This is a genomic window from Methylobacterium sp. UNC300MFChir4.1, assembly GCF_900110155.1.
GTDB lineage: Bacteria > Pseudomonadota > Alphaproteobacteria > Rhizobiales > Beijerinckiaceae > Methylobacterium.
In genome coordinates this window covers 124,448-143,174 of record NZ_FOCS01000011.1, presented here as the reverse complement: position 1 = coordinate 143,174, position 18,727 = coordinate 124,448, and the positions used below count along the sequence as shown (strand labels likewise).

The following is an 18,727-nucleotide window of genomic DNA, read 5'->3' as shown; positions in this document are numbered from 1 at the left end:
CGCGACCGGCGCCGTCCCGCTGTCACGGCCGCGGCATGCGCGGCGACCCGCGCCGCGACACCCCTGATAGCTCGGCGCCGAACCTCCCGCGCGCGTGCACCGCGACAGCGAAGCCGCCGTCGACGGTCAGATGGAGAAGCCGCTCGTCCATCTCGGTCAGCATGGGGGCGGGCTTCACGCGATCGACCAGCCCGTCATCGATCGAGGTCGGCCAGACGACGTGCACCTCCCGGAATATCTCGGCGAACAGGATCGTCAGCATGAACGGCGCCCGGTGGCCGAAGCTGTCCCCGAAGAGCAGCGGCCGCCCGCGACCAAGACCCGGACAATCGAGGGAAGGTCAAATCATCCTCTTCCCAGATCGTAGACGTGTGCCAGCGCACGCGATTTACAATGCTCGCGGTTCGCGCGCGGATGAAGAGCCGATCATGTGAACGTTAATACGAGGGGCCTCGATCTCTGGGGGCATCGCGTGAGCCGTACGTATCCGAACACTCGCAAGGGGCGAGCTTTGCTGTTCAGCCGTCAAGCTGAGCCGACCATTCGGACGTCGGATCTGGTGGGAGCCACGGCCGGGGTCGCACTCTTGGGCGGCCTGTGCTTGCTGCTCGTGGCCCTGCTCACGAGCGAGGCCCAGGGGTTCACGGATCTCACGTCGATCCTCACGGACAGCTAGAGCAAAACCCGACCCTGTTGCGGCCGGACGCGCGCCCGCTTCCGGGCCGCGTGACGGAGTCGCGCATCCCGGTCAGGCTGCCGCACGTCGCGCGGGCGGCACCGCTCCCGCGGCGCGGGTCCCAACGAGGCGCCCGGTTCCGGCAGCGGCGAGGCCGCGGGTTCCAGGTCCCGGCCGTTCGTCCCGCCCCGACCCGCCTCGGCCCTCGACCGCGCGCCGGATTCCTGCACGATGGGCGATCGGGACGCGCGGACGCGGGCGGCGCCCGCCGCCCTGGCGCGGGACAGCACTCCGGAAGACCATCGCGGCTCGGCGGGAGGCGGTTTCGCGGCGCCCGAGGGGCACGCGGCGATCGCCGACGGCGGTTCGCACAGGCGTTCGGTCGGAAGAGCGTTGAATCGCGGCCGCCATTCGGAAAGGCTCGCTCCGCCCGATCCGCATCGCCCCCCGGAGGTGAAGACCCTGTGCCGCACGCGACCGAACTGATCGCCATCATCGCCCTCGGGCTGACCCTCGCCTTCATCTGCGGGATGGTCGCGCAGCGCCTCAGGCTGCCGCCGCTGGTCGGGTACCTGGTCGCGGGCGTCCTCGTCGGCCCCTACACGCCGGGCTTCGTGGGCGACAGCAACCTCACGGGCCAGCTCGCCGAGATCGGCGTCATCCTGCTGATGTTCGGGGTCGGGCTGCACTTCTCGTTCAAGGATCTGATGGCCGTGCGCGCCATCGCCCTGCCCGGAGCGGTGGTGCAGATCGCGGCGGCGACCGCCATGGGGATCGGCCTCGCCTTCGCCTGGGGCTGGACCCTCGGGCAGGGCCTGGTCTTCGGCCTCGCCCTCTCCGTCGCGAGCACGGTGGTCCTGCTCCGCGCGCTGGAGGAGCGCGGCCTCCTCGACACGGACAACGGCCGCATCGCGGTGGGCTGGCTCATCGTCGAGGATCTGGCGATGGTGCTGACCCTCGTGGTCCTGCCCGCCCTCGCGCCCTCGCTCGGGGGCGAGGCCCGGGGCCTCGGGCACGGCACGGCCCACGCCCTCACGGACCTCGTCGCCCAGCTCGTCGGACCGGAGTACGCGCAGAGCCTCGCGCTCACCGTCGTTCTGACGCTCGCCAAGGTCGCGGTCTTCGCGGGGCTGATGCTGGTGGGCGGACGCCGCTTCGTGCCCTGGCTGCTCGACCAGGCGGCGCGCACCGGCTCGCGGGAGCTGTTCACCCTCGCGGTCCTGGCCCTGGCCCTGGGCATCGCCTTCGGCTCGGCGGAGCTGTTCGGGGTCTCCTTCGCCCTCGGGGCCTTCTTCGCCGGGATGGTGCTCGCCGAGTCCGATCTCAGCCATCAGGCGGCCGCCGATTCGCTGCCGCTGCAGGACGCCTTCGCGGTCCTGTTCTTCGTGTCGGTCGGGATGCTGTTCGATCCGGGGATCCTCCTGCGCGCGCCGCTCTCGGTCCTGGCGGTGCTCGGCGTCATCATGGTCGGCAAGTCCCTCGCGGCCGTCGCCATCGTGCTGGCCTTCCGGCACCCGCTCGGCACGGCCCTGACGATCGCCGCGAGCCTCGCCCAGATCGGCGAGTTCTCCTTCATCCTGGTATCGCTCGGCCTGTCGCTGAAGCTGCTGCCCGAGGAAGGGCGCAACCTGATCCTGGGCGGAGCCCTGCTGTCGATCACGCTGAACCCGCTCTTCTTCGCCCTGGCAGCGCGGATCGAGCAGGTCTTCGCCGACCGGCCAGACCTCGCCGCCCGCTTCGCGCGCAAGGGCGCGGCCGACGTCGCCATCTCGGGCGGGGAGCCGCCGCGACGGGACCACGTCGTGATCGTCGGCTTCGGGCGCGTCGGCAGCAGCATCGGCGCGACGCTGGAGACCTGGGACCTGCCCTACGTGGTGGTGGAGCGCGACCGCCGCCGCGTGCTGGCCCTGCGCGCGGCCGGCACGCAGGCCGTGTTCGGCGACGCGACCGCGCCCGGCATCCTCGAGGCGGCCGGTATCGGCACCGCGCGCCTGCTCGTCGTCGCCACGCCCGACGCGCATCAGGCCCGTCGCCTCGTCGAGGCCGCGCGCGCCGCCAACCCGGGGATCGACACCGTGGTCCGCACGCACAGCGAGGCGGAACGTCGGCATCTCGAGGAGGACGGCGTTGGCCTCGTGCTGATGGGCGAGCGGGAGCTGGCCCTCGGCATGTCCTTCTACGCGCTGCGCAGTCTCGGCGTGCGCGAAGGCGAGGCGCGCGTCTTCATCGACACGGCGCGCGCGGAGAGCCGGAGCGACGCGGAGGTCACCGTCGGGCCGGTGAAGGGGACCCCCGAGCTGCGCCATCAGCACGACCGCGACGGGGCGGACCTGTCGTGACGCGGGACCGCGGGGGCGGCCCGGTCGTGGCCGCTCCCACACGGGGCCGCGGCGGATGTCGGCGGCCGGGGGGCCGCCGTCAGAGGTAGCTCAGGACCGGCGATGTCGAGGCCCGCTTCAGGCGCACCATGGCGCGGCACGCCAGCCAGAGGGGAACGCTCACGGCGGCCGCGACGAGCCAGAGCGCGAGGGGCGAGCCGGCCTCCACCCGTCCCGACGCCCCGGCGAGGCCCAGCGCCACCGCGCCGTCGTAGAGGACGCGCAGCAGCGCGAGGTGGAGCAGGTAGAAGAACAGCGGCGCGCCGCCGAAGACGCGCAGGCCGCCGAGGAGCCGCTGCGGCATCACCTCGAACAGCGCCAGCAGGCAGAGACCGATCCCGAGGGTCAGCAGCAGGAAGTCGGCCGAGGGCGGGTATTTGGTCAGGTTGACGAAGGACAGCACCGTGGCGAGCGGCGTGGCCCCCGCCTGCCACGGCACCGGCTCGCCGTAGCCGTTGAGCCCGCGCAGGACGAGGAAGCCGACCAGGGCGGCCGCCCCCAGCCCGAGGAGCCCCGCGCGTCGGCGCGCGGCGTCGACACCGCCGGCGAAGAGCGGCCCCAGGGCGTAGCCGGCCGCGATCACGCCGATCCAGGGCAGGAGCGGGTACGAGGTCCGCGCCAGCCCGCCCCAGGGCAGCGCGATCATCCCGCGCTGGTGCAGGATCGACCAGAGCACGTAGCCGGGCTCGTCCGCCCGGATCGCGACCCCGTCCAGCAGGTTGTGGCCGAGCATGAGCGCCAGGGCCCCGGCCACGAGGGCGGCCCGCGGCAGCCAGAGCAGGCCGGCCAGCGCCACCATGCAGAGACCGATCACCCAGATCACCTGCAGGTACAGGATCGGCGGCCGGACGCTGCCGGCCCAGGCGACGTTGACGAGCGTCACTTCCAGCAGGATCAGGAGCAGACCGCGCTTGAGCAGGAAGGCGGCGGTCGCCCGCGCGCCGTGCCTCTGCCCGTAGAGGAACGCCGAGAGGCCGGTGAGCAGGACGAAGACCGGCGCGCAGAGGTGCGAGGCAGCCCGTGTCAGGACCAGGTCGGGCGGCGTCGCGGCGAGGTCCATCGGGTCGCGGACCTGCGCGTGAAGGTAGAAGAACTCCCGCACGTGGTCGACGAGCATCAGCAGCATCACCAGCCCGCGCAGGGCGTCGATGGAGCCGACGCGCCGCGATGCCGCCGGACCGCCGGGCGCGGCGGCGGGCGCCCAGGACGATGCGACCATCAGGAGCGCGCCACCGTGCCGAGGGTGCCCCGCGGGGGAGCGCCGATGTCGGCTCGGACGCGGCCGGCGATCGCGCGGAATGCCGGCGACCATCGAGCGGCGCGGTCCTGGCGGCGGCTCGCACGGGCACCGGCCTGCGCGCGGAGGGCCTGCGGATCGGTGATCAGGACGTTCTCCTGCGCGAGGGGCCGTGGCGCGTCGGTCGCGCCGCGGCGGGTGACGGGGTCGAGCGCGCTTCCGTCTGGTAGCCGAACTCGGCCTCGGGGCGAAGGGCCGGCTGGCCCCGTCGATGCCGGTGCCGGACCGGAAGGAAGCCGCCTCACCGTGTCCGGGCCTGGCCCGGGCTTGGCCCGGGGCTCGTCCGGGGCACGGCCAGCCGGCCCGGATCACGGCACTGGCCGCTCGCGGGCGTACCGGATCGGCGGCCGGCCGACGTGCCGGGCGAAGGCGACGCTGAAGGTGCTCGCCGAGCTGTAGCCCACCCGCGCGGCTACCTCGGCCATCCCGACCGCCTCGCGGCGCAGCAGATCCTTCGCCAGCGCCATCCGCCACGCCAGCAGGTACTCCATCGGGGCGACCCCGACCGCGCGGCGGAACCGCTCGAAGAACGTGGACCGGGAGAGGCCCGCCTCGCGCGCGAGCGCGGCCACCGTCCAGCTCGCCGTCGGCCGGTCGTGCATCCGCCGCAGGGCGGCGGCGAGCCGGTCGTCGGCAAGCCCGCGCAGCAGTCCCGAGGGCGCCGCCGGCCCGGCGGTGGCGCGCAGCGCCTCGATCAGCACGACCTCCAGCAGGCGCGCCAGGACCACGTCGCGGCCCGGCCGGTCGGCGCGGGTCTCCTCGTTCACGAGGCCGAGCAGAGTGGTCAGCCGGGCGGCGCCGCGCACATGGACATACCGGGGCAGCAGCGAGACGAGCAGATCCGCGTCGCTCGACGCGAAGACGCAGTGGCCCACGAGCATCCGGACATTCGGCGGCCCCTCGGCGTCGCCGAGCCGGAACACGCCGGGGCTCACAGCGACGGGACGCTGCGCTGCGCGCCGCGGGGGCGGCGGCTCGAGGCTGGTGGTGGTGAACGCGTGGGCCGCGGGGATGAGGACGAAGTCGCCCTCTCCGAGCACGATCCCGGCCTCGCCGTCGATCGCGAGGCGGCACCCGCCCTCGAGCACGGCGGCGTAGAACGGAAGCCCGGAATCCGTGCGCCGCACCGCCCAGTGACCGGAGCCGGTGACGAGCTTGGACAGCGGGGCGCTCGGCCGGAGGAGGCCGACCACCTGGGTGAGCGGATCGGGCATTCTCGGACGCTCGCCAATGCGAAACGGACTTGCGCACGTATCAGGTCCGGCCCGCGCTCCCTATCACCCCGTTGCCGCTTCTGCACGGGAGTTCCCATGAACACGATCCTGATCACCGGCTGCTCGTCCGGCTTCGGCCTGGAGACGGCCCGCACCTTCCTCGAACGGGGCTGGCGCGTGGTCGCCACGATGCGCGGGCCGCGGAGCGACCTGCTGGCGCCCTCCGATCGTCTGAGCATCCTGCCGCTCGACGTGACCGACCACGACAGCATCGACCGCGCGGTCGCGGCGGCCGGACCGGTCGACGCGCTGGTCAACAACGCCGGCGTCGGGCTCCTGAACGCGCTGGAGGGCGTCTCGATGGACGCCGCGCGGGAGGTGTTCGAGACTAACACCCTCGGCACCATCGCGATGACCCGAGCGGTGCTGCCGCAGTTCCGGGCGCGCCGCGCGGGCGTCGTCGTCAACGTGACGTCGAGCGTGACGCAGCGCCCGCTGCACCTGCTGTCCGTCTACACGGCGAGCAAGGCGGCGGTGAACGCCTTCACCGAGTCCGTGGCGCTGGAACTCGAACCGTTCGGCATCCGCGCCCGGCTGGTCATTCCCGGACGGTCCCCGGAGACCGCGTTCGGCGCCAACGCGCGCGCCCGCATGGGCATGGACATCCCCGAAGCCTACGCGGCGGTGGCCGCGAAGGTCTTCGCCGGCATCCAGCAGGCGGACGGGGACCTGACCCGGTCCTCGGACGTGGCGGAGGCGGTGTGGCGCGCGGTGACGGACCCGTCGTGCCCCATGCGTCTGCCGGCCGGCGCCGACGCGGTGGCGTGGGCCAAGGCGAGCTGAGGGCGGGCTGAGGGCGAGCTGAAAGCTGGCTGAGGGCGGCGGCGAACCGCGCAGGCCCCGGCCCGGAGGTCCGGGATCCCGACGCGGGAGCCCGGGCTCAGGACGGATCCGCGAGCGCGCCGGCCTTCCGGCGCGGATCCAGGGCCCGATGCAGGATGCGGCCGAGCTGCTCGGCCGAGTACGGCTTGTGGAGCAGCGTGAAGTCGTGGGCGTCCGACTGCGCGAGAACGTGGCTGTAACCCGATGTCAGCACCACGGGTACCTGCGGCGCGCGCCTCCGGAGCTCCTGCGCGAGCGCGACGCCGCCCATGCCCGGCATCACCACGTCCGAGAAGACCAGGTCGAACCGGTTCCCCGCCCGGCCGAGCTCCTCCAGCGCCTCCTCGGCGTTGGCCGCCCAGGTCGGCCGGTAGCCCAGATCCTCCAGGATCTGCGTCGCGAACTGCCCGACGCCGACATTGTCCTCCACGACCAGGACGCGCTGCCCGCTCCCGAGCGGCGCGAGGTCGGCATCCTGCAGGCGGTCACCCGCCGGCCGCTCCTCGGACGCCACCTCCGGCAGGTAGAGGGTGAACGCGGTGCCCGCAGCGAGGGTGCTGCGCACGTCGACGTCGCCGCCCGACTGCTTGGCGAAGCCGAAGACCTGGGACAGGCCGAGGCCGGTCCCCTTGCCCACCTCCTTGGTGGTGAAGAACGGCTCGAAGATCCGCCCGATCCGCTCGGGCGGGATGCCCGTGCCGGTGTCGATCAGCGACACGGCCGCGAAGGGCTTCCGGGACCCGGCATGGCCGCGGATGGCCGGCAGGGCCGCGCCGCAGGTCACGCGCAGGGTCAGCGTGCCTTCCCCGTCCATGGCGTCGCGGGCGTTGACCGCCATGTTGACGAGCGCGGTCTCGAACTGGCTCACATCCGCCCGGATCAGGCAGGTCGCCTCCGGCACCTCGGTCACGACCTGCACCCGCGCGCCGGTCAGGGTGTCGAGCATGTCGGCGATCGCCCGCACCCTCTGGCCGACCTCGAACACCTCGGGCTTGAGGGCCTGCCGGCGGGCGAAGGCCAGCAGCTGGCCGGTGAGCTTCGCGGCCCGCTCCACGGTCTCTGAGACCGCGTCGAGGTAGCGGCGCTTGCGGACCTCCGGCAGGTCGGGCCGACGCAGGAAGTCGACGGACGAGCGGATGATGGTCAGCAGGTTGTTGAAGTCGTGCGCGACGCCGCCGGTGAGCTGGCCCACCGCCTCCAGCTTCTGGGACTGGCGCAGCGCCTCCTGCGCCTGGGCCAGCTCGGCCTGGCCGCGCAGCCGCTCGGTGACGTCCATGACGAACTGGTAGCAGCCCGTGCGCTCGCCCCGCGCGTCGCGCAGGGTGCGGAAGCTGATCTCGTAGGAGGGGCGCGCCCGCTCCGCGTCGCCGAACGCCTCGACCAGGGTGATCTCCTCGCCGGCGAGCCCGCGTCCCCATACCGCCCGCACCTGCGCCTGGTGCTCCGGCTGATCGGCCAGCAGGTCGAGCATGTTGTCGCCCACCTTCGGCCTCACGCCGTAGATGCGCGCGAACTCGTCGGCATTCGCCCTGTTGATCGCCAGGATGTTGTAGTCGAGATCGGCCGCCATCACCATGATGTCGGTTCTCTCGACGATCGTGGCGAAGAGATTGCGCTCCGCGGTGCGCTCGGAGACCTGCAGCTCCAGGGTCTCGTTCAGGTGCTGGAGGCGGCGCTCGCTCTCGGCGAGCCGCGTCTCGGCCTCCTTGCGCCGACTGAGATCGGCCGTGACGATCAGCAGGCTCTTGAGCCTGCCGTCCGCGTCGTCGAGGCGCCGGATGCTGCTGCTGGCCCAGATCGCGCTGCCGTCCGGGCGGAGATAGCGCTTGTCGAGGGTGACGTCGCGGTCGGTCTCGAGGGCCCGCGCCAGCGCGGCCGCGCTCGGCGCCCGGTCCGCGGGATCGGTCACGTCGGCGACGCCGAGCCGCAGCAGCGCCTCGGCCGGGCGCCCGAGGATCCGGCACAGCTCGGTGTTGACCCGCAGGAAGCGCCCCGCGGCATCCACCTCGGACAGGCCGACCGAGGCGCCGGCGAAGATCGCCGCCAAGTGCTCCTCGCTCTTGCGCAGGGCCGCCTCGGCGCGGGCGCGCTCGATCGCCGCCTTCACGCGCTCGCCGACGTCGCGGATCAGGTTCCCCTCGGCGGTGGTCCAGGCGCGCGGCACCGCGCTCTGCACCGCCAGCAGGCTCACCCACTCCGCGCCGCGGAACAGCACGACGTCGACGAAGGCCGCGACCTCGCGGGATCCGAGGCCGGCGCGCGCCGCGTCGCTGAAGCGGGGATCGGCGGCCACGTCCTCGACCGCGACCACCGTCCCGTCGCGGTAGGCGGCCAGGAGGTCGGGGCCGAACGCCGCCAGGGAATGCTCCCCGACGATCGAGCCGACGCCCCGGACGTATTCCCGCTCGACCTTCATCAGGCTGCCGGCGATCTCGGCGTAGAAGACGCGGCTCGCGCCGACGCGCTCGCCGAGGCGCCGCGAGGCCACCGCGACGATCTCCGCCGACGCGGTCAGCGGACGGAGCGTGTCGCTGAGATCGAGCAGGAAGGATTGCCGCTCCTCGTTGTCCCGGCGCGATGCCTCCGTCTCGCGCGGACGGCGGGCGGCGGCCGCCTGGCCGGCGATCGCCGTGCAGGTCCCGACGAGGCCGGTGACGCGCCCCGCCGTGTCCCGGACCGGCACCAGGGAGAGCGCGAAGCGCGCCGCGTCGGCACCGCCGTCGCCGTGGAGGAGGGGCTCACCCTCCGCCGTGTGGACCGGCCGGCCGGCATAGGCCCTGTCCACGAGGGGCGCGAGACCGGCCCCGACCCCGCCCCAGACCGCGAGACAGTCCCGGCCGAGAGCCGCGGGATGCCGGTCGCCGAGGATCTCCGCGTAGAGATCGTTGTACAGGAGCCGCCGCTCGGGGCCCCAGAGGATGAACGTCGGCCGGTTCGCGCCGAACATGACCCCGACGAGGGTCGTCAGCGATTCGGGCCAGGCGAACAGCGCGCCGAGGGGCGTGCTGTCCCAGTCGTGCGCGCGCAGGAGCACGGCCATCGCGCCGCCGTCGGCGAGGAAGGCCGGGTCGCAGATCGGGGCGTCAGATCTCCCGTGCATGGCGTCCTGACGCGGCTTCGACGGGCATCGGGGGTTCCTCGCGCGACGGGGTCTCGGCGACACTCGACCCGGCCCGTTCGATCGTCGAGGCGGCATCGCGCATCTGGCCGCCCGGCATGGCAGACCGGTCCCACGTGACGCCGAGCTTGTCAAAGCCGGGATAGCGCCCGCGTGGCCGGATCGCAGGATCCTGATGCCGCCGGTGCCCTCAGGAGACGGCGGCCGGGCGACGCGCCGGGTCGGCGGAGGCGAGATGGCGCCGCAGCGTCAGCGCCAGGGCGTTCGAGCGCCACGGCCGCCGGACGATGTCGGCGACGGGAACCGCCGCGAGGAGTTCCGGCTGCACCGCGTCGGTCGACGACAGCGAGAGCACGATCGGCCGCCCGGAGATCCGCGCGGCGCGGTGCGCGAAGGCGAGGCCCGAGAGATCGACGAGACGGTTGTCGACGATCAGCAGATCGAACCGCCCCGGCTCCCGCCGCAGGACGGCCAGGGCCGCCTCGGGATCCGCGTAGCCGACCGGCTCGTAGCCGAGCGCCGCCAGCGTCTCCTCGTCGTCCTGGACCGACCGGCGCGTGCGCCCGACCAGCATCACGGTCCCGCCGGCCGCCGCGCCGGCCGCGGCCTGCGGGATCACGGGCAGCCACACCGCGAAGGTGCTGCCGCTGCCCGGCGCGCTGCGCACGTCGAAGGCGCCGTCGTGCTCCTGGACGAACTCGAAGGCGGTGGCGAGCCCGAGGCCGGTCCCGGCCGGTCGGGTGGTGAAGAACGGCTCGAAGATCCGCGCGAGCGTGGCCTCGTCCATGCCGCGGCCGGTGTCGGACACGCGGATCCGGACGTAGGCGCCGGGCCGCAGGGTGCCGTGGGTCAGGGCGCTCGACCGCGGCAGGGCGACGTGGTCGAGTCGCACGTCGACGGCCGCGCCCGGCGCGGAGGCCTGGACGGCGTTGCGGATCAGGTTGTGGACGACCTGCTGCAGCTGTGCCGGCTCGCCGCCGACGCGGGCGCCCGCCGCGGTGCCCGAGAGCGCGATCGTGGCCGGTCCGGCCGTGGAGGCCCGGATCTGCGCCACGGTCTCGTGGACCACCGCGTCCGCCGCGCTGGTGCACTGCGCGGAGCGCGCGGGGCGGCCGAAATCGAGGATCTGGCCGGCGATCTCGCGCGCGCGGCCGCCGGCCTGGACCAGCAGCCCGATATGCTCGGCCGCCCGCCCCGGATGGGCCGGCAGGGCGTCCCCGGCGATCTCGGCGTGGCCCAGCATGACGTTGAGGACGTTGTTGATGTTGTGGGCGACCCCGCTGGCGAAGGTCCCGATGGCCTCGAGCCGCTGGGCGCGGCGCAGCGCCGCCTCGATCTCCCGGCGCTCGGCCCAGACGTGCTGTCGCTCCAGGGCGGCCGCGAAGCTGTCGGCGACGACCTGCAGCAGGCCGCGCGAGTGCCGCAGCCAGGGCGGCAGGCCGGAGGTGGTGCGCTCGAAGCAGAGCAGGCCGACGATCCGATCGCCCCGGCGCAGCCGCGCGCAGGCCCACGAGACGACGCCGCGCTCGGCCAGGGAGCGGCGCAGGGCCGGCGGCCCGGTCTCGTCCGCCACCTCGACGAAGATGAGGTCGCTGGCGGCGGCCGCGACGTCGTGAACGAGGGCCTGCTGCGCCGCCGGCCAGCCGCTCGGCGGCGCGAGGCCGGGCCGGTTCCAGAGATGCACCGCGCCGGTGCCGTCGAGCATGAGAACGTAGCCGTGATCCGTGTCGAGCCCTTCGCCCACCATGGCGAGGACGTCCACGATGCGCGTGTCGGTCTCGTCGGGCTGGATCGCCAGGAAGCGGTTGGCCGCCTGCGCCACGACGGTCTGGAAATCCACGGTCCGGCGCAGGATCCGGGTCCCGGCACGCATCAGCACCCCCACGCGGACCACGAGGGCGAGCAGCGCGAGGGCGACGGCGTAGAGCGCGAGGCGGAATCCGTCCGCCCGGGCCTGGCGCCGGTCGCGGAGGCTTCGCCGGGATTCTAGGAGCGCCTCGCGGGCCGCCTCGCTCGACGAGGCCGGCAGCGAGCGCGTGACCGCGTCGACGTGCGGCAGCAGTTCCAGGAGCTGGCGCCCGTGCAGGACGATGGCGTCGACGTCGCCGGCCCGGGCGGCCGCCCCGTCGGCGGCGTGCAACGTCTCGAGACGGGTGCGGATGTCGGCGAGGCGCGCGGGCGTCGAGTCGCGCACGAGTTCCGAGATGCGGATCTGGAGCGCGGCCACCGCGCGCGCGAGGCCGGGGGCGATGTCCGACTCGGACAGCCGGTCGCTGAGCGAGTCGAAATAGGCGATCGAGTTCTGCACCAGGGCGTTGCCGGTCTTGAACCGTTCGACCATCGCGGCCTCCCGCTCCACCGCTTCGGCCAGCGCCTGGACGTCGGGATCCCCGGCATTGCTCGCCTGCAGGTCGGCCCCGGCCTTCTGCATCTCGCGCAGGTGCGCGACGATCGGGTCGTAGTTGCGCAGCAGCCCGGTCCGGGCCCGCAGCACGTCGTGCTGCATGCGCGACTCGGCCAGAGCCAGGGCATCGACCGTCCGCTGGGTCGCCAGGTAGGCGGCCTCCATCCCGCCGTTGCCGTTGATCAGCAGCCACGTGAGCAGCGCCGCGAGCAGCGCGCCGAGCGTGACGGCCTGCAGGGTCAGTCTCATAGCTGCGGCTTGCCGTCCTGAGAGGCTGCGCCGGGCGCTGGCGGCGCGGTCAGGGGCCGGCCCTCGTAGGTGCCGGTCAGGGTCCCGAGGAAGGCGACGATCCCATCGATCTGCGCGGGGGTGAGTTCCCGGCCGAGTTGCGCCCGCGCCATGAGCCGCACCGCCTCGGGGAGCGTGGCGATCCCGCCGTCGTCGAAGTAGGGCGCCGTGACGGCGACGTTGCGCAGGCTGGGCACCCGCAGCACCTCGGCGACCTTGTTGGGGATCGTGACGAAGATCCCGACCTTCTCGAACAGGTTGCCGCCGACATTGACGCCCTGGTGGCAGGACGCGCAGCCGATCCGGCGGAACAGGTCGTAGCCCGCCTGCTCCGCGCCGGTGATGGCGTGGGCGTCACCGCGCAGCCAGCGGTCGAAGCGGCTGTCGGGTGTGAGGAGCGTGCGCTCGAAGCTGTTGATCGCGTCGATCACCGTCTCCCGGTCGGCCGCGCGCCCGTAGGCGGCCTGGAACATCGGGGCGAGCACCGGGTCGCCGCGCACCGTGTCGAGGATCCGGGGCCAGGAACCGCCCAGGAACTCGGGCCGCGTCAGGGCGAGCTCGGCCTGCTCGCGCAGGCTCGGGATGTCGCCGGCCCAGCCCAGCCGGAAGCTGAGCGCCGCATTGAAGGCCGTCGGCGTGTTGCGCGGAACCGGCGTGCCGTCGGCGGTCAGGTTCCGGGGCACCGCGCTCGCGCCGCTGGTGCGGATGTCGTGGCAGGTGATGCAGGCCCGGTCGCCTCCGCGTGACAGCCGCGTGTCGGTGAAGAGCAGGCGGCCGATCGCGGCCCGGGCCGGGTCCGCCTCCAGGGTGTCCGGCACCGGGGTGATCACCCCCAGCGCGTCCGCCGCCTCGGCGGAGAGCGCGGTGTCGGCCGGCCTGTCGTGGCCGGCTGGCCTCTCGTGGGCGGCCGCGGCGAGGAGCGCCGCGGCGCTGCCGAGGAGCGCCGCGACCGCGACGTGCCATCGGCCGGCCCGGAACCGGGTCACGGCTACAGCTTCTCGACGGTCGCGGCGAGGACGTAGCCGACGCCGCGCTCGGTGACGATCAGGCGCGGCGCGCTCGGATCCACCTCCAGCTTGCGCCGCAGCCGCAGGATCTGGACGTCGATGCTGCGATCGAACACGTCCTCGTGGACGCGCGTGGCCTGCAAAAGCTGCTCGCGGCTGAGCGGGCGCTGGGGCGCGTCGAGGAAGGCCACCAGCAGGGCGTACTCGCCCTTGCTGAGCGCGACATCCGCGCCGTCGGGATTGGTGAGGCGCCGGCGACGCCGGTCGAGCACCCAGCCTTCGAAGCGGCTGCGGTGGGATTCCTGGACCCGCGCCGGGGCGGGCGCCACCTCGGCCCGGCGCAGGATGACCCTGACCCGCGCGAGCAGCTCGCGCAGCCCGTATGGCTTCACGAGGTAATCGTCGGCGCCGAGCTCGAGGCCGATCACCCGGTCGATCTCGTCCCGGCGATGGCCGGTGGTGATGATCACCGGCAGGTCGCTCCGGGCCCGCAGGTCGCGCAGCAGGTCGAGCCCGTTCTCCGAGCCCAGCCGCAGGTCCAGCACGACGAGGTCGAATTCGGCCTCCGCGAGCCGCTTCTCCGCCTCCGCCCGGTCGGTCGCCGCCGTCACGGCGACGTCGTGGTCGGCGAAGTGGTCCGAGACGATGCGCTGCATGCCCGCGTCATCCTCGACGAGGAGGATGCGGGTCGTGCCGGCGCGCGCGCTCCGACCCTGACTCCGGTCCAGACTGGATTCGATCATGGCCACCTCCGGTTCGCGGCGGCCCGCCGCGACGGCACGATCTCGACGCGCCGGTTCGGGGAGCGGGAGGAGCGTCCGGTCGGGCTGATAGCGCCACCCGGATGTCCTTCGCGTCCGTCGCCGGCCCGCCCCGGCGGCCAATCTGGGCGCGTCCGGTCATCGGGCCTTACACGGCTGAGTTGATACCACGCCCCCTAAAAGATTGCGCGCTCCATATTGTGCGTGGCAGCACAGCGCGAGCATTCGTCCCAGCACGTACCGTATCGAACAAACGATATCTCCACCGTTACGGCTGTAACCGAGATCATCTTGTTGAGACACCGGGATGTAACCCGCGGAAATCAGGATCATGCTCTCGCAATAGAGAGGTGATCATGACTGACGCCGCGATCCCGGAGATCGGTCCGCACCTTCACCGAAATCTCTGCAAGTCCGAGCCCGACTGTCGGAAGCCCGCTGCTGGTCTTCCCGGGCCGTCGGGACGCCCGGCGCGGGAGCGCGGCGGCCCGGCTTCGTCCCCGATCGCCGCGCCGCGACCGGCGCTCGCCCGCCACGGACGATGGCTGCTCGACGCGCTGGTGGTCAGCTTCGCATTCGGCGGGTGCATTCACAGTATCCATCCGGACTACGTCGATTTTCTGCGCGATATCAGCAGTAGAAATTGGCACCGAAGCTGACGCTCCTTCCGTCGATATCTCTACTTCGTCCTTCAGCCCCCTCCAGGAAGTTCAGCCGAGTCGCGGCCTCCGCGCGCCTCTGCGCGCGATCATCTCGGGACATCCAGATCATGTCGCTCAACGTCCTCTGCATCTCGTGGGGCACCACCGGCAATCTCAGCCCCGTGCTCACGGCGGCCCGGCAGCTGCGCCGGGCGGGGCACCGCCCGCGCGTCATGGCCGACCCGGCGATGTGCGGGGAGGTCGAGGCGGCGGGCTTCCCGTTCGTCGGCTGGCGCTGCGCCCCGACCGGCCTCGACGCCGACCCGGCCGACTTCTCGGATCTCGCGGACTGGCTGCGGCAGACGATGTTCTCCCCGGCCGGCGCCTACGCGGCCGACACGCTCGACGAGATCCGCCGCCTCCCGACCGATGCCGTCCTGAGTCTCGACCTCCTGCCCGGCTGCGCCCTGGCGGCCGAGGCGGCCGACCTGCCGCACGCGGTCCTGTCGCCGCATATCAGCATCCGCCCGCTCCCCGGCATTCCGCCCGCCGCGAGCGGCCTGACGCCGCCGCGGACCGATGCGGAGCGGGACGCGGTGGACGCGGCGACGGCCGCCATCGTGTCGGCGATGGAGCGGGGCCGGCCGGCGCTCAACGCCGCGCGGCGCGCCTTCGGGCTGCCGCCGGTCGCCAGCGCCTTCGCCTATTTCGATCGCGCCGACCGCGTCCTGCTGGCCGTCAGCCGCGCCTTCGACTTCGACACGCAGGCGCTGCCCGCCAACTACCGCTACATCGGCCCGCTGCTCGACGAGCCGAGCTGGTCCCGCGGGACGGGGCATGGGTGGTCCGGTACGGGACGGCGGCGGATCCTCGTCGCCGGCAGCACCGGCGCCCAGAACCAGACCGACCTGCTCCGGCGCGTCGCGCGCGCCGTCGGCGCGGTCGAGGCCGAGACCATCGTGACGACCGGACCGAATGTCGGGCCCGCGGACCTGGCCGCCCCCGCCGCCGTCCGGGTCGTGGCGGCCGCCTCCCACGACGCCCTCATGGCGCAGGCCGACCTGGTGGTGTGCCAGGGCGGTCACGGGACGGTCAGCCGCGCCCTGCTGCACGGCGTGCCGCTGCTGGTGATCCCCCTGGCCCGCGACCAGGCCGACAACGCCGCCCGCGTCGCCCTGCGCGGCGCCGGCCTGCGCCTTCCCGCCACGGCGGGCGAGGCCGAGATCGCCGCGGCGGCGCGCCGGCTCCTGGCGGAGCCGGGCTTCCGTAGGGCCGCCGCAGTTCTCGGAGCGGCCGTGCGGGCGGATCTCGACGCGGGCGGCCTCGTCCGCGAGATCGACGCGATGGTGGCGGCGCGCCGGGCCTCCGCGGACCGGGACGGCGCCCGGGGCGGAGACCGGCTTTGGGCCTGATCCGCGCGCCCGCGCCGGCGCGGCCCCGCATCCGCCCCGGCTCGGCCGCCTTCTCGGCGCTCCTCGGGCTGCTGGCGGCGCTCCCGACCTTCGGGATCGACATGATCCTGCCGAGCCTGTCGGACACGGCGACCGCGCTGCACGTCCCGGCCACCGCGATGGGCGCGGCCATGGGCGTCTACCTGCTCGGCTTCGGCGGCGCGCTGCTGGTCTACGGCCCGGTCTCGGACCGGCTGGGCCGCAAGCCGGCCATCGTCTGCGGCTGCCTCCTCCTCGTCGTGGGCAGCCTCGGCTGCGGCGCCGCGCGGACGCTGCCGGACTTCCTGCTGTTCCGGGCCCTCCAGGGGATCGGCGCGGCGGGACCCGGCATGGCGGTCCTCGCGATGGTCCGCGACCTGTTCGAGGGCGAGGCCGCGCGCGCCCGGATGTCCTTCGTCGTCCTCACCATCAACGTGGTGCCGATGGTGGCCCCGACCGTCGGTGCCGGGCTGATGGATCTCGGCGGCTGGCGCCTGATCCACGCCGCGCCGGTCGCCGCCGCCCTGGCGGCCCTGGTGGCGATCCGGCACATCGACGAGCCCCTGCAGCGGGCCGCGGGCCCCGGGCCGGCCTCGGGGATCCTGCGCGGCTACGGGCGGATCCTGGCGAGCCGGGTCTTCCTCGGCCACGCCCTGTGCAACGCCGCGGCCGCGGGGGCGGTCTTCGCCTACATCACCGGCTCGGCGCTGGTCTTCATCGACGCCCTCGGGCTCAGTCCGCTGGCCTACGGGTTGGTCTTCGGGGCCAGTTCCCTGTCGGTGATGGTCGGCGCCTTCCTGAACGGGCGGCTCGCGGCCCGGGGCGTCCCCCCGCCGCGGGTGATCGCCGCCGGCCTCGTTCTGGCGACCGGCGCGGCTTCCCTGCTCCTCGTCGCGGCGCTCGCCCGGCCGCCCGCGAGCCTGCCGGTGGTCGCCGCGATGGTCGGCGTGGCCCTGGCCTTCGGCCTCGTCTCGCCCAACGCCGTGCACGGCGCGACGGAGCGCGACCCGGCGGCGGCGGGCGCGGCCAGCGCCGTCGCGGTCTTCCTGCAGATGCTCGCGGCGGCCGTCGCCAGCGACCTCGTCGCCCGGTTCTTCGACGGCCGGTCCGCCCTGTCGATGGCCGCCGTGATGCTCGGCTGCAGCCTCGCGGCCGCCGCCGCCCACGCGGGTCTCGCCCGGCCGGCGCCCCGCGCCCCCTCCCGACCCTACGGAGAACCCGCATGCTCTTCGATCCGCCCCCCTGGCAGCCCCTCCACCTGACGCGCGACGGCGGCCGGCTCGCCCATATCGAGGCCGGGCCGCTCACCCCCGAGGGGCAGCCGCTGCTGCTCATCAACGGCTGGACCGGGGACCACGGCATCTTCACGCCGCAGATCCGGCACTTCTCGCGGACGCGCCGCGTCGTGGCGGTCGACCTGCGCGGTCACGGCGCCAGCGACGCGCCGGAGCGCGACTACACGGTCGCGGGCTTCGCCGAGGACGTCGCGTGGCAGAGCCGGACGCTGGGCCTCGTGAAGCCGATCGTGATCGGCCACAGCTTCGGCGGCGCGGTGGCGCTGGAGCTGTGCGGCCGCCATCCCGACCTCGCCGCCGGCCTCGTCATGATCGACTCGATCGTCCTGCCGTCTGCGGACGCGGCGGGCGGCGCCGCGATCGAGGGGCTGCTGGCGGGCGTCGGCGGCCCGGATTACCGGTCCGTTGTGCGGGAGATGGCCTGGGCGATCGGCGGCGCCTACGACCACCCGGCCCGGCGGAAGGCGATCTTCGAGACCTTCATCCTCGGCCCCTGCCAGCGGACACCGCAGCACGTGGCCCACGCGGCGCTGCGCGACATGGTGCTGGCCCACGATCCCGTCCCGGCCGCGCGCGCCTGCCGGGTCCCGATGGCCTACATCTCGGCGGACGTGCCGCTCGTGGCGGCGGCCCGCGACCTCGACCGGCTGCGGGAGCTCTGCCCGCAGCTCGTCACCGCCCAGACGCTGCTGGCGGGCCACTTCAACACGATCGAAGTGGCCGAGCAGGTCAACGCGATGATCGAGCGCTTCCTGGCGGTCGGCCTGCGGCCGCGCGCGCGGTAGCGGGACGCCGCGGGACCAACGCCCGTCAGGCGGGCCGGGACCCTCCGCGGAGGCCGTCCCGCGACCCGTCGCGCGGGGCGCGTCAGGACGCCGGGCCGGCCTGCGTCCGGTCGCCCAGGAGGCGCCGCGCCGACGAGATGACCTGGAGCGTCTGGGAGCTCAGCTGCTCCTGGCGCGCCCGCTGCTCGTACTGTCTCAGGCGGACGATCAGGCCGTCCTCGTCCGGGATCCCGTGGTCCATACCGCCGATCACGAAGTCCGTGATCGTCCGTCGGAGCAGCGTCTCGAAGACGTCGTCCGTATTCGCCAGCCCTGCAACCATGAGGACTTCTCCTTCTGCGAAGCGGCGCCTTTTTCGAAGGGTCAAGTTACGGCATGATTTCGGAACATCTCACACACCATCCGCGCGGCGACCGGCGTGCTCTTCCGCACAAGGCGGCCGCGGCGGCGACCGGGCCGCCGGCGCGCCGCATGTTATGGCTGTAATGTTCGACCCAGCTCCCGCAATCATCCTGTAGTCCGGGCTTCCGAGAGTTCTCGCGCAACACAGC

General features: G+C 73.6%; 14 protein-coding genes. 6 read left to right on the top strand and 8 right to left on the bottom strand.

The genetic code is table 11. The features are described 5' to 3' along the window. Positions 1-22: 22 nt before the first annotated feature. Positions 23-262, bottom strand: a complete 240-nt coding sequence (locus tag BMY19_RS16525; RefSeq protein ID WP_100252324.1) for a hypothetical protein — start codon at positions 260-262, stop codon at positions 23-25. An 878-nt stretch (positions 263-1,140) separates the two neighbouring features. On the opposite strand from BMY19_RS16525, the gene ybaL reads away from it, so the two are divergent. Beyond that, positions 1,141-3,015, top strand: a complete 1,875-nt coding sequence (gene ybaL / locus BMY19_RS16515) for a cation:proton antiporter domain-containing protein (RefSeq protein ID WP_100252322.1) — start codon at positions 1,141-1,143, stop codon at positions 3,013-3,015. Between the two features lie 79 nt (positions 3,016-3,094). Here ybaL and BMY19_RS16510 read toward each other — a convergent pair whose 3' ends face one another. After that, a complete protein-coding gene (locus BMY19_RS16510; protein ID WP_100252321.1) occupies positions 3,095-4,273 on the bottom strand; it encodes an acetyltransferase domain-containing protein in 1,179 nt (392 codons plus the stop codon). Between the two features lie 386 nt (positions 4,274-4,659). Next, positions 4,660-5,565 (bottom strand): AraC family transcriptional regulator, encoded by a 906-nt coding sequence (locus BMY19_RS16505; protein ID WP_100252320.1) that lies wholly within the window; start codon positions 5,563-5,565, stop codon positions 4,660-4,662. A gap of 96 nt (positions 5,566-5,661) precedes the next feature. Between BMY19_RS16505 and BMY19_RS16500 the strand changes: the two genes are divergently transcribed. Continuing rightward, positions 5,662-6,408: an SDR family oxidoreductase gene (locus BMY19_RS16500; protein ID WP_100252319.1), complete on the top strand. Its 747-nt coding sequence runs from the start codon at positions 5,662-5,664 to the stop codon at positions 6,406-6,408. Positions 6,409-6,505: 97 nt separating this feature from the next. Here the strand turns inward: BMY19_RS16500 and BMY19_RS16495 are convergent, their stop codons facing one another. The 4 genes from BMY19_RS16495 to BMY19_RS16480 all read right to left on the bottom strand — a co-directional run bounded on the left by BMY19_RS16495 (position 6,506) and on the right by BMY19_RS16480 (position 14,007). Then, positions 6,506-9,547, bottom strand: coding sequence for a PAS domain-containing protein (locus tag BMY19_RS16495; RefSeq protein WP_100252318.1), 3,042 nt, complete (start codon positions 9,545-9,547; stop codon positions 6,506-6,508). Between the two features lie 208 nt (positions 9,548-9,755). After that, entirely contained in the window at positions 9,756-12,218 is a 2,463-nt protein-coding gene (locus tag BMY19_RS16490; protein WP_100252317.1) for a two-component system VirA-like sensor kinase, read from the bottom strand. Continuing rightward, positions 12,215-13,243 (bottom strand): cytochrome-c peroxidase, encoded by a 1,029-nt coding sequence (locus BMY19_RS16485; RefSeq protein WP_100252316.1) that lies wholly within the window; start codon positions 13,241-13,243, stop codon positions 12,215-12,217. The genes BMY19_RS16490 and BMY19_RS16485 overlap by 4 nt, the downstream gene beginning before the upstream one ends. 2 nt (positions 13,244-13,245) lie before the next feature. Further along, on the bottom strand, positions 13,246-14,007 hold the full coding sequence (locus BMY19_RS16480) for a response regulator (RefSeq protein ID WP_042669822.1): 762 nt from the start codon (positions 14,005-14,007) through the stop codon (positions 13,246-13,248). A 374-nt stretch (positions 14,008-14,381) separates the two neighbouring features. Here BMY19_RS16480 and BMY19_RS30500 point away from each other — a divergent pair, with 374 nt between their 5' ends. From BMY19_RS30500 to BMY19_RS16465, 4 genes are all read left to right on the top strand, one after another. Then, positions 14,382-14,684, top strand: coding sequence for a hypothetical protein (locus BMY19_RS30500; protein WP_139215647.1), 303 nt, complete (start codon positions 14,382-14,384; stop codon positions 14,682-14,684). Positions 14,685-14,794: 110 nt separating this feature from the next. Further along, a complete protein-coding gene (locus BMY19_RS16475; protein ID WP_100252315.1) occupies positions 14,795-16,078 on the top strand; it encodes a glycosyltransferase in 1,284 nt (427 codons plus the stop codon). Continuing rightward, on the top strand, positions 16,069-17,358 hold the full coding sequence (locus BMY19_RS16470; RefSeq protein WP_100252314.1) for a Bcr/CflA family efflux MFS transporter: 1,290 nt from the start codon (positions 16,069-16,071) through the stop codon (positions 17,356-17,358). The genes BMY19_RS16475 and BMY19_RS16470 overlap by 10 nt, the downstream gene beginning before the upstream one ends. Continuing rightward, entirely contained in the window at positions 17,319-18,176 is an 858-nt protein-coding gene (locus tag BMY19_RS16465) for an alpha/beta fold hydrolase (protein ID WP_020092193.1), read from the top strand. The genes BMY19_RS16470 and BMY19_RS16465 overlap by 40 nt, the downstream gene beginning before the upstream one ends. An 82-nt stretch (positions 18,177-18,258) precedes the next feature. Here the strand turns inward: BMY19_RS16465 and BMY19_RS16460 are convergent, their stop codons facing one another. After that, positions 18,259-18,498, bottom strand: a complete 240-nt coding sequence (locus BMY19_RS16460; protein WP_100252313.1) for a hypothetical protein — start codon at positions 18,496-18,498, stop codon at positions 18,259-18,261. Positions 18,499-18,727: the final 229 nt, after the last annotated feature.